The 13474-nt window shown below is 64.0% G+C and carries 12 protein-coding genes and 1 riboswitch; of the genes, 5 read left to right on the forward strand and 7 right to left on the reverse strand.

Features of this window, described 5'->3' with window-relative positions:
* Nucleotides 1-77: 77 nt before the first annotated feature.
* The 3 genes from CO664_RS18985 to CO664_RS18995 form a co-directional block, all read right to left on the reverse strand.
* A complete protein-coding gene (locus tag CO664_RS18985; protein WP_097539606.1) occupies nucleotides 78-1904 on the reverse strand; it encodes an ABC-F family ATP-binding cassette domain-containing protein in 1827 nt (608 codons plus the stop codon).
* Between the two features lie 4 nt (nucleotides 1905-1908).
* On the reverse strand, nucleotides 1909-2559 hold the full coding sequence (locus CO664_RS18990) for a thiamine diphosphokinase (RefSeq protein WP_037418112.1): 651 nt from the start codon (nucleotides 2557-2559) through the stop codon (nucleotides 1909-1911).
* Nucleotides 2560-2644: 85 nt separating this feature from the next.
* Complete coding sequence (locus tag CO664_RS18995; RefSeq protein ID WP_037418210.1) at nucleotides 2645-3124, reverse strand: GNAT family N-acetyltransferase; 480 nt, start codon at nucleotides 3122-3124, stop codon at nucleotides 2645-2647.
* A 155-nt stretch (nucleotides 3125-3279) separates the two neighbouring features.
* Nucleotides 3280-3395: riboswitch (TPP riboswitch) on the forward strand.
* 48 nt (nucleotides 3396-3443) lie between these two features.
* Here CO664_RS18995 and thiB point away from each other — a divergent pair.
* From thiB to ampC, 5 genes are all read left to right on the forward strand, one after another.
* Entirely contained in the window at nucleotides 3444-4472 is a 1029-nt protein-coding gene (gene thiB / locus CO664_RS19000) for a thiamine ABC transporter substrate binding subunit (RefSeq protein ID WP_097539607.1), read from the forward strand.
* Between the two features lie 7 nt (nucleotides 4473-4479).
* Nucleotides 4480-6102, forward strand: coding sequence for a thiamine/thiamine pyrophosphate ABC transporter permease ThiP (gene thiP, locus CO664_RS19005; RefSeq protein WP_097539608.1), 1623 nt, complete (start codon nucleotides 4480-4482; stop codon nucleotides 6100-6102).
* On the forward strand, nucleotides 6099-6821 hold the full coding sequence (locus CO664_RS19010) for an ATP-binding cassette domain-containing protein (protein WP_097539610.1): 723 nt from the start codon (nucleotides 6099-6101) through the stop codon (nucleotides 6819-6821). Before thiP ends, CO664_RS19010 begins: the two co-directional genes overlap by 4 nt.
* 305 nt (nucleotides 6822-7126) lie before the next feature.
* A complete protein-coding gene (locus CO664_RS19015; protein WP_037418120.1) occupies nucleotides 7127-8638 on the forward strand; it encodes a M48 family metalloprotease in 1512 nt (503 codons plus the stop codon).
* 150 nt (nucleotides 8639-8788) lie between these two features.
* Nucleotides 8789-9973, forward strand: a complete 1185-nt coding sequence (gene ampC, locus CO664_RS19020; protein WP_097539611.1) for a class C beta-lactamase — start codon at nucleotides 8789-8791, stop codon at nucleotides 9971-9973.
* 16 nt (nucleotides 9974-9989) lie between these two features.
* Here ampC and CO664_RS19025 read toward each other — a convergent pair whose 3' ends face one another.
* From CO664_RS19025 to CO664_RS19040, 4 genes are all read right to left on the reverse strand, one after another.
* A complete protein-coding gene (locus CO664_RS19025; protein WP_064252367.1) occupies nucleotides 9990-10856 on the reverse strand; it encodes an RNA polymerase factor sigma-32 in 867 nt (288 codons plus the stop codon).
* Between the two features lie 481 nt (nucleotides 10857-11337).
* The gene (locus CO664_RS19030) at nucleotides 11338-11904 is read right to left on the reverse strand and encodes a CarD family transcriptional regulator (RefSeq protein WP_018235988.1); all 567 of its coding nucleotides are present in this window, start codon (nucleotides 11902-11904) and stop codon (nucleotides 11338-11340) included.
* A gap of 404 nt (nucleotides 11905-12308) precedes the next feature.
* Nucleotides 12309-12647, reverse strand: a complete 339-nt coding sequence (fdxA, locus tag CO664_RS19035) for a ferredoxin FdxA (protein ID WP_037390327.1) — start codon at nucleotides 12645-12647, stop codon at nucleotides 12309-12311.
* A gap of 416 nt (nucleotides 12648-13063) precedes the next feature.
* Nucleotides 13064-13474 (reverse strand): RNA-binding S4 domain-containing protein, encoded by a 411-nt coding sequence (locus tag CO664_RS19040; RefSeq protein ID WP_097539613.1) that lies wholly within the window; start codon nucleotides 13472-13474, stop codon nucleotides 13064-13066.

Here is a 13474-nt window from a genome sequence, read left to right on the forward strand (position 1 = left end):
GTCCTCGTAAAGCCCGCGACCCGGGATAGCGGCTGGAACAATCGGCCGCAAGTCCGCTCACGGATCGCGGTCTGACCTCAGCCCTCCAGTTCCTCACGCAGCATTTCGAGCTGCAGCCATTCCTCCTCCATGCGCGCCAGCTTCTCCTTCAGCTTTTCGAGCTCGGCGGCGAGCTTGGCGAAGCCGTCCGGATCGCGGGAAAAGAGCGCCGGATCGTGCATCTTCTCTTCGCGCCGGGCGATCTCGGCCTCGGTGCCGGCGATCTCCTTCGGCAGGTTCTCCAGCGCGAATTTCTGCTTGTAGGAGAGCTTGCCCTTGGCCTTCTGCGGTTCGACCGCTTCGGCTGCCGTTTCGCTCGGCTTGGTCTTCTCGGCCTTTTCGGCCCGGCGCCGCTCCTCGATCGCGCCACGGCGCTGCGCCATCATGTCGGAATAGCCGCCGGCATATTCGATCCAGCGGCCGTCCGGCGCCTCCGGATTGGCCGGCGCGATGGTCGAGGTCACGGTGCGGTCGAGGAAATCGCGGTCGTGGCTGACGAGGATCACCGTTCCGGCGAAGCCGGCGACGATTTCCTGCAGCAGGTCGAGCGTCTCGATGTCGAGATCGTTGGTCGGCTCGTCGAGGATCAGCAGGTTGGTGGCCCGCGCCAGGATGCGGGCGAGGATCAGCCGCGCCCGCTCGCCGCCGGAAAGTTCGCTGATCGGCGTGCGCGCCTGTTCCGGCTGGAAGAGGAATTCCTTCATGTAGCCGGTGACGTGGCGCTGCTCGCCGTTGACGAGCAGCGTCTCGCCGCGTCCGTCGGTCAGGTAATGCGCCAGCGTCTCGTCGAGGTTCAGATCCTCGCGCTTCTGGTCGAGCGTCGCCATCTCCAGATTGGTGCCGAGCTTTACGGTGCCGGAATCCGGCTCGATCTGTCCGGTCAGGAGCTTCAGCAGCGTCGTCTTGCCGGCGCCGTTCGGGCCGACCAGGCCGATCCGGTCGCCGCGATGGACGCGGATCGAAAAGGGCGCGACGATCGTGCGCTCGCCATAGGCCTTGGTGATCTTGTCCGCCTCGATGACCAGCTTGCCGGATTCCCTGGCATCGGCGACGGTCGCCTGGATCGTCCCCTGCGGCCCCTTGTGGCCGCGGTGGCGCGCCCGCATGTCCTGCAGCTCGCCGAGGCGGCGCATGTTGCGCTTGCGCCGCGCCGTGACGCCGTAGCGCAGCCAGTGCTCCTCGCGCTCGATCGCCTTGCCGAGCTTGTGCTGTTCGAGCTCCTCCGCCTCCAGTACCTCGTCGCGCCAGGCTTCGAAATGGGCGAAGCCGCGGTTGAGCCGGCGCGACTGGCCGCGATCGAGCCAGACGGTGGCGGTCGAGACTTTTTCGAGAAAGCGCCGGTCGTGCGAGATCAAGACGAGTGCCGAGCGGCTGCGGCTGAGCTCGTCTTCGAGCCACTCGATCGTCGGCAGGTCGAGATGGTTGGTCGGCTCGTCGAGAAGCAGGATATCGGGCTCCGGCGCGAGCACACGGGCAAGCGCGGCGCGCCGCGCCTCGCCGCCGGAGAGGCGCTTCGGGTCTTCCTCGCCGGTCAGCCCCAGATGCTGCAACAGGTAAGTGACGCGGTAGTGATCGTCGCCGGGTCCCAGCCCCGCCTCCGCATAGGCCTGCACCGTATCGAAGCCGTCGAAATCCGGCGCCTGGTGCAGATAGCGGATTGTCACCGACGGGTGCCGGAAAACCTCTCCGGACTGCGCCTCGGCGAGGCCCGCGGCGATTTTCATCAGCGTCGACTTGCCGGATCCGTTTCGGCCGACGAGGCAGATGCGGTCGCCGGGCTCGACCTGCAGATTGGCGCCGGCGAGAAGCGGCGTGCCGCCGAAGGTCAGGAAGATGTCGTCAAGCTTGAGGATGGGGGGCGCCAAGGCGTCAGGCTCCGGAAAGATCGTAGGGGCGGGCGAGGACCACGGCCCGGCCGGATTTCAGGAAGAAGCGGACCGGACCTTCCGCGACGTTGGAAATGGTCCGGGACGATCCGAAGGAAAGCGCGAAGCCGTCGAGCGGATAGCGGACGTTTTCGATCGACAGTCCGGAAAGCTCGGTGAATCCGAGGACCGAAAACAGGCTGCCCTTCGGCAGGTCGATCTCACGGGTGCCCGGCATCAGCGGATAGGCCTCCTCCTCGCCCGAGGTCATGAACGCATCGTGGCCCTCTTCCGCAAGCGCCGCGAGTTGCAAGAGATGCAGGAAGGCATGGTCGCTGCGTGTGCCGCCGAGCGCGCCGGCGAAGATCAGCGTGGTCGCACCGCGCGCAAGCGCGGCCTCGACCGCGATCTCGCCATCGGTGGCGTTCTTGGCGGCGGGATAGTTTTCCCGCGGGACTTGGGCGAATGCCGCCAGCAGCGTTTCGTCGGTCGAATCGAAATCGCCGACCCAGAGATCCGGGACGATGCCGAGGGTCTTCGCGTGGCGCATGCCGCCGTCCGCCGCGATGAACCGGCTGCCGGAAAGCTGCGCCGTCAGCCGCTCCGTCAAGCTGAGCGCGCCGCCGAGAAGAATGGTGAAGGTCGATCGGGTCATGGCAGAAGCCCATAGCGCAAAGCGGCAGCGAAGGAAAAGGGTAGAACGCCTCTTCAGGCCGTTTGGCCAAACAGGACTGCTTGGATCAACTTCCGCTTTCCTCTGGCAACAGCATGTCGGCATAGAGGCCGGGCGTCGAATCGGGAATCTCCACCGCGCCGACGGCGCGCGCGTAAAATTCGGCCGGGCCGACGCCGCCGATGATCGCATAGGCATAGCCGGCGGCGCGCATGGCGGAGAGGCTCTCGAAGAGCAAAGCCTCGCCGATGCCGCGGCCGCGCAATGTTTTGTCGACGCCCGTCGGACCGAAGAAGCCGAGCGCCGTCACGTCATGGCAGGCAAAGCCGGCAAGCTCGCCCTTGCAGAGCGCGAGATGGATCCGCGTCGGCGTCGAGGAGAAGGCCGCTTCCGCCTCGCCCGCCCAAAGGGTGCCGAAGCGCTCCTCGATCCAGGAGACGACGATCCTGCGCTCGGGCGCCAGGGCGCGCCGAATGGCAACGTCGGGGCCGAGCCGGGACGCGCGATCCTCGGGCAAAGCATAGAGGCGAACGAGCATATCCGGCATGAAATGGCCTCGCTTGGCGAACAAAACGCCGCCGCCGTTGTTTGAATTTCAAAGCCTTGCAGGCTTCAGGCCTCTTAATAGCGCAGGCAGCGCCAAGGGCCAATGCTCCGGCCGAAACTCCGCTTGCCTTGGCTGCCGCCCGAAGCTAAATCTTGGTTGCTCTAACGGGGTGCCTGGAACCGCTCGCGGATTCAATGGCTGAGAGGCTTCGAGCCAACCCGCGGAACCTGATCCGGCTCGTACCGGCGGAGGGATTAGAAGCGATCGGACCGATACGCGCTTTTCCCGTGCAACATCAACAACAGGGAGAAGTGCCCAGATGTCCAGTTCACTCCATCGCAAGATCCTTGGCCGGCTGGCTATCGCCACCGTGGCCATCGCAGCATTTTCCGCGAGCGCCGCAGCTGCCGAAAAGACGCTGACGATCTACACCTATGAGAGCTTCATCACCGAATGGGGTCCTGGCGCCAAGGTCGCCGAAACCTTCGGCAAGACCTGCGACTGCAAGGTGAATTATGTCGGCGTTGCCGACGGCGTCGAGCTCCTGACGCGGTTGAAGCTGGAAGGCGAGGGTTCGAAGGCCGACATCGTTCTCGGCCTCGATACCAACCTCGTCGCCGAGGCCAAGGCCACCGGCTATTTCGCCCCGCACGGCCTCGACACAAAAGGCCTCAAGGTTCCCGGCGATTTTTCCGACGATACCTTCGTGCCCTATGACTTCGGCCACTTCGCCGTGGTCTACGACACCGCGACCCTGAAGAGCCCGCCGAAGAGCCTCAAGGAGCTGGTCGAGGGCGATCCTGCGCAAAAGATCGTCATCGAAGACCCGCGCACCTCGACGCCCGGCCTCGGCCTGCTGCTCTGGGTGAAATCGGTCTATGGCGACAAGGCCGGCGAGGCCTGGGCCAAGCTCAAGGATCGCGTGCTGACGGTGACCCCCGGCTGGTCGGAAGCCTATGGCCTGTTCACCAAGGGCGAGGCACCGATGGTGCTTTCCTACACCACCTCCCCCGCCTATCACATGGTGGCGGAAAACACGGATCGCTATCAGGCAGCAGCCTTCGCCGAGGGTCACTACATCCAGATCGAAGTGGCCGGCGCGACGAAGAACGCCAAGGAACCGGAACTCGCCCGCCAGTTCCTGGCCTTCATGACCGGTCCGGAATTCCAGTCGATCATTCCGACCACCAACTGGATGATGCCGGTCGGCACCACCAAGGAGCCGCTGCCGGAAGCCTTTGGCAAACTCGTCAATCCCGAAAAGACCTTGCTGCTGCCCTCGGAGGAGGTCGCGGCCAACCGCAAGGCCTGGATCGACGAATGGCTGGCGGCGATGAGCGAGAACTGAGGCCGGCTTGTTCGACAGCACCGAGAGCAGGATGACGATCGCCGCCGCGGCTTTCTGCCTCGGCGGCATCCTGCTTTTTGTCGGCATGGCGGGAATGGCCCTCATCACGCAGACGGGCGAGAGCAACGCCGACGGCCTGTTCAACGCCTATATCTGGCGCGTCACGCGCTTCACGCTGCTGCAGGCGGGCCTCTCGACGGCCCTGTCGATCCTCTTCGCCATTCCCGTGGCACGCGCATTGGCACGGCAGGCGTCCTTCCCCTGCCGGATCTGGATGCTGCGGCTGATGGCCCTGCCGCTCGGCCTGCCGGCGCTCGTCGCGGCGCTCGGCCTGATCGAGGTCTGGGGCCGGCAGGGCATTCTGAACCACGTTCTCTCGGCAATGGGCCAGCAGCCGATCAGCGTCTATGGCCTGTTCGGCATCCTGCTTGCCCATGTCTTCTTCAACATGCCGCTTGCCGCCCGGCTGATGCTTGCCGGACTCGAGCGCATTCCCGGCGAATATTGGCGCAGCTCCGCCAATCTCGGCATGGGGTCGTTAGCGATCTTCCGCTTCATCGAATGGCCGGCGATCCGGGGATTGCTGCCGGGCATTGCCGGCCTCGTCTTCATGCTCTGCGCCACCAGCTTCACGCTGGTGCTGACGCTCGGCGGCGGCCCGGCCCAGAGCACGATCGAGGTGGCGATCTACCAGGCGCTGCGCTTCGATTTCGACCCGCCCCGGGCGATCGCCCTTTCCGGCCTTCAGGTCGCGCTGACGGGCGCGCTGCTGATCGCCCTAAGATTTCTCGCTCCGCCCCCCGAAGAAGGCCAGACGAGCGGGCGGGCAGCACGGCGGTTCGACGGCCTGAGTGGCCTTTCGCGCCTTGCCGACGGCATCTGGCTGGCGCTCGCCCTCGTCTTCGTCGGCTTGCCCTTCATCGCCATCGCAGCGTCGGGATTGCAGGCCGATCTCGCCCGCCTCGTCAGCGAGCCGGCATTCCGTCGGGCGCTAATCACCAGCGCCGCCATCGCCCTTCCCTCCGCCGCCATTTCGGTCGCGATGGCCGGTCTGATGATCCGGGCGCAACGGCTGCTCCTCGGAAGGCGCCGCCGCGGTATGCCCGCCCGTCTGTTTGCCGGCACGATCGGTGCCACCACTTCCTTCATCCTGCTCGCGCCGCCCGTCGTGCTCGGCGCCGGCTGGTTCCTCCTCCTGCGCCCCTTCGGCGATGTTGCGCGTTTCGCTCCCTTCGTCGTGATCGCGATCAATGCGCTGATGGCGCTTCCCTTCGTCCACCGGGTCCTGGCCCCGGCCATGGCGACCCATGCCGCGCGAACGGAGCGCCTTGCCGCCAGCCTCGGCATCCGCGGCTTCCATCGCCTGCGATGGATCGATTGGCCGGCGCTACGCAAGCCGCTCCTGATGGCGCTCTCCTTCGGGCTCGCGCTGTCGCTCGGCGATCTCGGCGCCGTTGCCCTCTTCGGTTCGCAGGATCTCGCGACCCTACCTTGGCTGCTCTATAGCCGGATGGGCAGCTACCGTACCGCCGACGCCGCCGGCATTGCCTTGATGCTGGGGCTCATCTGCCTCGCTCTGACCGTGCTCGGCACGGCGGGAGAGAAGGCGGCGGAAGGACGAGCCGCATGAGTTCGCTTGCCTTGTCCCTCAATGACGTGAGGGTCCGCTTTGAAACGGCAGCCCTGGCCTTCGACTGCGCGGTTCCGGCCGGGCAGTTCGCCGCCGTCGTCGGCCCCTCCGGCTCCGGAAAATCGACGCTTTTCAGTGTCATCGCCGGCTTCGAAACACCGGAATCTGGCAATGTACGGATCCTCGGCGACGACATGGCCGACCGCATTCCGGCAGAACGGCCCGTGTCCGTCATCTTCCAGGATAACAATCTCTTCGCCCATCTCGACGTCGCGACCAATGTCGGCCTTGGAATCAGCCCCTCGCTGAGGCTCGGCCCGCCCGATCACGACAGGATCGAGGATGCGCTGGCGCGGGTCGGGCTCGCCGGCTTCGGCAGAAGGCTGCCGCCGACGCTTTCCGGCGGCGAGCGGCAGCGGGTGGCGCTCGCCCGCGCGCTGGTGCGGCATCGGCCGCTGCTGCTGCTCGACGAACCCTTCGCCGCGCTCGACCCGGGAATGCGCGCCGAGATGCGCGAACTTCTAAGCGACCTTCACCGCGAGGAAGCCAACACCATCCTGATGATCACGCATCATCCCGATGACGTGAAGAGCCTCGCCGACAGCGTGCTTTTCCTCGACGACGGGCGTATCGTCGCTCACGACCCCCTCAATCGGTTTCTTGCAAGGCGGGACCTGGCAGCGATCAACCGCTTTCTTGGCAATGACGAGATCCGGTGAAGGAATGAGCCATTGGTCGGGGCACTACGGCAGTATCTTTGGACAATGCGCGTTTCGCCACAATTTGACCGCCCCGCTATGCGACGCGCGGAACGTCCGGTCGGATGCGCAGGTTACTCGCGCATCCGTTGCTGTGATACCACGGGGCAACTATTTCTACTGGGATCAGCTAGGCAGGCGCCGGTTAAATCGATACAGCAGAGTTATGGCTGAGAAACCCGGCGCCGGCGGCGTTATGCGGCTGAAAAAGTAGGATTTTTCGTCGAGGGCGAGAGGCGCCATCGGCGGATGGAACGGGCTGAGGAATGGCAAGGCAGACAGTCACAAGAGACTGGTTTCCGACGCGGCATGCCGGCATGGTTTTGCGCGCCTTGGTTGCGCTGTCTTCATTCAGCCTTCTTTCCGCCTGCCAGTCGATCATCGAGCAGACTTACGAGCCCGCCGTCTCACCCTCCTCCAATCCGCAGATTGTCGAGGAGGTGCAGAAGAACGATCCGCGCGCCCAGCTCGGCGCGCGCGAGCATCCGCGCATCGTCGCGAGCTACGGCGGCGAGTACAAGGACGCCAAGACCGAACGGCTCGTCGCCCGCATCACCGGCGCGCTGACGGCGGTTTCGGAAAACCCGCAGCAGTCCTACCGCATCACCATCCTCAATTCCCCGGCAATCAACGCCTTTGCGCTGCCGGGCGGCTATCTCTACGTCACGCGCGGCTTGCTGGCGCTTGCCGACGACGCCTCGGAAGTCGCCGCCGTGCTTTCGCACGAAATGGCGCACGTCACCGCCAATCACGGCATCCAGCGCCAGCAGCGCGAAGAGGCGGAGGTGATCGCCAGCCGCGTCGTCTCCGAAGTGCTGTCCTCCAATCTTGCCGGCAAGCAGGCGCTCGCCCGCGGCAAGCTGCGGCTTGCGGCTTTCTCGCGCAACCAGGAACTGCAGGCCGACGTGATCGGTGTTAGGATGCTCGGCGAAGCCGGCTACGATCCCTACGCCGCCGCGCGCTTCCTCGATTCGATGGCTGCCTATAGCCGCTTCACCGCGGTCGATCCCGAAGCGGACCAGAGCCTCGACTTCCTGTCGAGCCACCCGAACGCGCCGCAGCGCGTCGAACTGGCGCGCCGGCATGCGCGCGCCTTCGGCCCAGAAGGAACGAGCGGCGACCGCGGCCGGGATTACTATCTCGCCGGCATTGACGGGCTGCTCTATGGCGACAGCCCGGAGGAAGGCTATGTCCGCGGCCAGACCTTCCTGCACGGCCAGCTCGGCATACGCTTCGACGTGCCCCAGGGTTTCCAGATCGACAACAAGGCCGAAGCCGTGCTGGCGACGGGTCCGGGCGAGGTCGCCATCCGCTTCGACGGCATTTCCGACAACGCCCGCCGCAACTTGACCGACTACATTGCCAGCGGCTGGGTGACCGGCCTGCAGCCCGACACCATTCGTCCCGTTTCCGTCAGCGGCCTTGAGGCTGCGACGGCGCGTGCCTCCGCCGATCGCTGGGATTTCGACGTCACCGTCATCCGGCTCGGCGACCGCATCTATCGCTTCCTGACCGCGGTTCCGAAGGGATCGACCGCGCTTGAAGCGACCGCGAGCCAGTTGCGCAGCTCCTTCCGCCGCATGTCTACGGCCGAAGTCCAATCCCTGAAGCCGCTGCGCATCAGGGTGGTGACGGTGCGGCCGGGCGACACGAGCGCCACATTGGCGGCGCGGATGATGGGAACGGACAGGAAGCTCGACCTTTTCCGGCTCATCAACGCCATGCAGGTCACATCCACCGTAAAGCCGGGCGACAAGGTGAAGATCATCGCCGAATAGGTGATGGCCGCCGCTCTCTCCTCATTCTTCGGCAACGCACCCTCAAAGTGTAACAACTTTGAATTGCCGCCTTCTTCCTTAATTCGGCTACGATTCAAGGAATCATGCAGTAAGTAAGCCACTGACGGTCTTGGACGGGGATGAATCAGCATGAAAAACAGGCACTTTCAGACGCTTGCAGTCGTTGCGGCCGTTTCTCTTTTCAGCGGCGCATGCACCCAGGCAATTGCCGGCGATGACCGGGAAAACATCGGGCGCGTCGTTGACGAGGCGGTCGGCCCGGTGATGAAGGAATACGACATTCCCGGAATGGCTGTCGCAGTGACGGTCGAGGGGAGACGATACGTCTTCAACTACGGCGTCGCTTCGAAGGAAACCGGACGGAAGGTCGGCGATCGGACGCTTTTCGAGATCGGCTCGATCAGCAAGACCTTTACGGCAACGCTCGCCGCCTACGGCGAGGCGCGTGGAGACCTGTCTCTCTCCGGCAGCGCCAGCAAATACCTGCCGACACTCGCCGGAAGCCGCTTCGAGGAAATCAGTCTTCTCGATCTCGCCACCTATTCGGCGGGCGGCCTGCCTTTGCAGTTTCCGGCGTCGGTCACCGATGAGAACGAGATGGTCGCCTATTTCAAAGCCTGGCGGCCGGACTACGCCCCCGGCACCCACAGGCTCTATTCGAATCCCAGCATCGGCCTGTTCGGCTACCTTGCCGCCAGAGGCATGGGAAAGCCTTTCGACGATCTCATGGAAAAGACGCTCTTCCCGTCACTCGGTCTTACCGAGACCCATATCAGCGTGCCGGAAGATCGCATGGACGACTATGCGCATGGATATTCGAAAGCCGGCAAGCCGGTCCGGGTGAATCCCGGCGTGCTCGATTCGGAAGCCTATGGCGTCAAGACCACGGCCGGCGATCTGATCCGCTTTGTCGAGGCCAATATGGGCGGCGCAGCAGTCGACGAGACGCTCCGGGGGGCGATCGCCGCGACGCACACCGGTTACTTCAGTGTCGGTGACATGACGCAAGGGCTTGGGTGGGAGATGTATCCCTACCCGGTCGAGCTTGAGGCGCTGCTGGCAGGAAACTCGCCCGAGGTGAGCTTGAAACCCAACAAGGTCACAAGGCACGATCCGCCGCGGGCGCCACGGGAGGACGTGCTGATCAACAAGACGGGTTCGACGGGCGGATTCGGCGCCTATGCCGCCTTTGTGCCCACGCAGCGGATTGGCGTCGTCATTCTTGCCAACAGGGGCTATCCCATTCCGGCACGGGTGAAGGCCGCCTATCGAATTCTGAGGGCACTTGAGGACGCAGGAACGAGCGCCCAATAACGGCTTCAGCGCGCGATCAGTGCATGGCGGCAGTCAGTGCCGGGGCCTTTGCCGCCAACGCCGTCCGCAGCTTCTCCAGCGCCCGGGTTTCGATCTGCCGCACACGCTCCTTCGATATGCCCAGCGCCAGACCGAGCTCCTCGAGGGTTGCGCCGTCCTCGGAAAGACGGCGTGCCCGGATGATCTTCATCTCGCGCTCGGTCAGCTGCGTCAGCGCGAGCTGCAGCCAGCGGCGCGCCCGCTCGCCGTCGATCATGTCGCTCACCTGCTCGTCGGGGAGCGGCGCATCGCTCGGCAGGAAATCGAGCCGCGCACCGCCATCGGCGTCGCCGTGGCCGACCGGCGCCTGCAGGGAGGCGTCGTTTCCGGAGAGACGGGCGTCCATGGTCTGCACGTCGGCGAGGCTGACGCCGAGGGCGGCAGCGATTTCCTCGTGCATAGCCTGCGATGTAAGCTGGCGGTCGCCCTGGGCGAGGCGGGCCCTGAGCCGGCGCAAGTTGAAGAACAGCGCCTTTTGCGCCGAGCTGGTGCCGCCCCTGACGATCGACCAGTTGCGCAGCACGAAGTCCTGCATGGATGCGCGAATCCACCAGGTGGCGTAGGTCGAGAAACGCACCTCGCGGCTCGGCTCGAACCGCGCCGCCGCCTCCAAAAGGCCGATATGCCCCTCCTGGACGAGATCGCCCATCGGCAGGCCGAAGCTACGGAACTTGGCGGCCATGGCGATCACCAGCCGCATATGCGACATGGCGATCTTGTTTCGGGCTTCCTGGTCGTGGTCGTTCCGCCAGGCCTCCGCCAGCGCATGCTCCTCGTCCCGCTCGAGATAAGGGGCATCCATTGCAATCTTGATCAAACGCCTGTCTGCTGTAAGGGTCTTCATCGATTGCTCCCTGGCTGGCGCCGAACGCCAACACTGTTGATCCTAGAAGAGCCGAACGCCTGTCGCGGCGGTCGGTTGAAGGGCGGCCGGCCCTGCTTGACGAATTGAAGCAGTGCCCTACATCGAGGAATACGACCTGAAACGGTGAGCACTCACAGAACCACGATCGCGCGGGAACGCAGGCGCGCGCCTATCCCGTGAACGAGAAACGTGCGCTGGGTCGAAAAGTTCCCTGTCGCGGTAACGATTTTAGATTGCAGGTCGCGAGCCATGCACCTGCAGCGCCGCGCGTCTAATCGCGCAAAGGTCGCTGAGCACTTTGAACTGCTGCATGTCTTGGTCCTTAAATGGAGGTCGATATAAGGAGACATGCAGTAGCATTGTGCGGTGCGCGAAAGGCACTGAGGCAAGAAAAAAGGCCCGGCGCTGATGCCGGGCCTAGATCCAATTGCTGAATGCTGGCGAAGCGTTTCGCTGCCGGTCAGGCGGCTTCGTCCTGCTCGTCTTCCTCGATGGCCTTGCCGCGCTTCGGCCCCTTGTTCAGATTGGCTTCGACGAGGCGCACGGCTTCCGTTTCCGACATCTTGTTCACGGCAGCGATTTCGCGCGCCATGCGGTCGAGAGCGGCTTCGTAGAGCTGGCGCTCGGAATAGGACTGTTCCGGCTGGTTTTCCGCACGATAGAGATCGCGCACCACTTCCGCGATGGAAATGAGATCGCCGGAATTGATCTTGGCATCGTATTCCTGCGCGCGACGCGACCACATGGTCCGCTTCACGCGTGCCTTGCCCTGCACAACCTTCAATGCGCGGTCGACGAAATCGGTTTCGGACAGTTTGCGCATCCCGATGCTGACGGCCTTAGCCACCGGCACCTTGAGACGCATCTTGTCCTTTTCGAAATCGATGACAAAAAGCTCGAGCTTCATGCCGGCGACTTCCTGCTCCTCAATCGCCACGATCTGACCAACGCCATGAGCCGGATAAACGATCGATTCACCGGTCTTGAAGCCTTGGCGCGTTGAAGATTTTTTCTGCTGGGTCGTCATTCGTTTCAAACACTCCCTAGTGCGCACCGGCCTCGATCGGCCGGGCCGGGTCGTGAGGCCCGGATAGACGGGGATACCGCCGGGTGGGGTCAATCCTGGTCCGTCCAACGAAATGCAAACGGCTTCTTGCGTCGCAGTCACGAGCAACGGAACGTTGCCTATTTTGAAAGTGCCGCGCCGTGGAAATCGATTTGCTTTCGTGCTGGTTTTCGGGCGCGCAAAAGCACCCTCTGTGGATCAGTGTCTGGAACCTACCATAAAAAAGAGCGGAAATCAATAATTTGCTGCATGGCAACGATCAAGCCGCCATGCTCGCACCTGCGAGGCACCGATGGGATTTCCCCAGATTTCCGGCCTCGCGCGTTTAGCGCTCCGTCAGCCGCGGCGAACCGAGCGGCCGGGCCTCAGTCGCCCTGGCCGGGCTTCTCGGAGAAATACTGCTCGTACTTCCCTTCGACGCCGTCCATCTCCTTCGCTTCCGGCAGAGGGTCGCGCTTAACCGTGATGTTCGGCCACTGCGTCGCAAAATCGGCGTTCAATTTCAACCACATGTCGAGGCCTGGCTCGGTATCCGGCTTGATCGCATTTGCGGGACATTCCGGTTCGCACACGCCGCAATCGATGCACTCGTCCGGATGGATGACGAGAAAGTTCTCGCCCTCGTAGAAGCAGTCCACCGGGCAGACTTCCACGCAGTCCGTGTACTTGCAGCGAATGCAATTGTCGGTCACGACATACGTCATGAGGTACTCCAGCCAATGCTCTCATCAGATGGCAGTCGGCAATGCTCGATCGTCCGCGCATGCTAGGAATGTCCGGCGCGCATAGCTGCCCGAAGCAAACCGCAAGTGCCACCTCCTGCAGGGTTCCTTAAATCGGCACCGGTTCAAGGATAAGACCATGCAGCATTTCAAATTTCATACAGCGACCCTTGCGCGCCCGAACGGCGCGGGGTGCTGCAACATGGCTTGTGACGTAAAGGCTTTAAGCGGCCTTTGCAAGAATAATCCACTCGCCTTTTGCCGCGAAAAGGGCAGAGTTTTCCAGCATCGCCGGGCTATCGGATCGAAGCATCCAAAGTTGCTGGACGGCCCCTCAGAGGACAGCCGCGACGGCATCTCCCGTACCACGACCGCCGCCCAAACCACGATGGAGGACGCTAGTCGTCGTCGCCGAAATCGGGCCTCAGCCGGTCCGTCTCGCGCCGCTCCTGTTTCGTCGGCCGTCCTGCGCCGCGATCGCGGGTTGCCTGGTCGAAGGCTGTGCGACGCTCGGCGGGTGCGGGCGGCGTCAGGTCCTCGTAAAGCAGCCGCGCCTCCTCATAGGGACCTCGCCGGTTACCCGGCAGCAGGACCCGCACGACGAGGTCGCGCCGTTCGAGCGAAAGCTCCAGCCTGTCGCCGGCCTTGATCTGCGCCGACGGCTGCGTCGTCCGGACGCCGTTGACGGCCACATGGCCGGCCTCGATCGCCTTCTGGGCGAGCGAGCGCGATTTGATCAGCCGGGCGAAGAACAGCCACTTGTCGAGCCGCTGGCGCGCGGCAGGCGATGAGGCTGGCTGTTTCTCCAT

This window comes from Sinorhizobium sp. NG07B (assembly GCF_002532005.1).
In the GTDB taxonomy this organism is placed as follows: domain Bacteria; phylum Pseudomonadota; class Alphaproteobacteria; order Rhizobiales; family Rhizobiaceae; genus Sinorhizobium; species Sinorhizobium fredii_C.

Excerpts from the sequence above, each read along its gene's own strand:
- CO664_RS18990 (WP_037418112.1), bottom strand. The coding sequence starts at position 2,559 with ATGACCCGATCGACCTTCACCATTCTTCTCGGCGGCGCGCTCAGCTTG.
- CO664_RS18995 (WP_037418210.1), bottom strand. The coding sequence starts at position 3,124 with ATGCCGGATATGCTCGTTCGCCTCTATGCTTTGCCCGAGGATCGCGCG.
- thiB (WP_097539607.1), top strand. The coding sequence starts at position 3,444 with ATGTCCAGTTCACTCCATCGCAAGATCCTTGGCCGGCTGGCTATCGCC.
- CO664_RS19010 (WP_097539610.1), top strand. The coding sequence starts at position 6,099 with ATGAGTTCGCTTGCCTTGTCCCTCAATGACGTGAGGGTCCGCTTTGAA.
- CO664_RS19015 (WP_037418120.1), top strand. The coding sequence starts at position 7,127 with ATGGCAAGGCAGACAGTCACAAGAGACTGGTTTCCGACGCGGCATGCC.
- ampC (WP_097539611.1), top strand. The coding sequence starts at position 8,789 with ATGAAAAACAGGCACTTTCAGACGCTTGCAGTCGTTGCGGCCGTTTCT.
- CO664_RS19025 (WP_064252367.1), bottom strand. The coding sequence starts at position 10,856 with ATGAAGACCCTTACAGCAGACAGGCGTTTGATCAAGATTGCAATGGAT.
- CO664_RS19030 (WP_018235988.1), bottom strand. The coding sequence starts at position 11,904 with ATGACGACCCAGCAGAAAAAATCTTCAACGCGCCAAGGCTTCAAGACC.
- fdxA (WP_037390327.1), bottom strand. The coding sequence starts at position 12,647 with ATGACGTATGTCGTGACCGACAATTGCATTCGCTGCAAGTACACGGAC.
- CO664_RS19040 (WP_097539613.1), bottom strand. The coding sequence starts at position 13,474 with ATGGAGAAACAGCCAGCCTCATCGCCTGCCGCGCGCCAGCGGCTCGAC.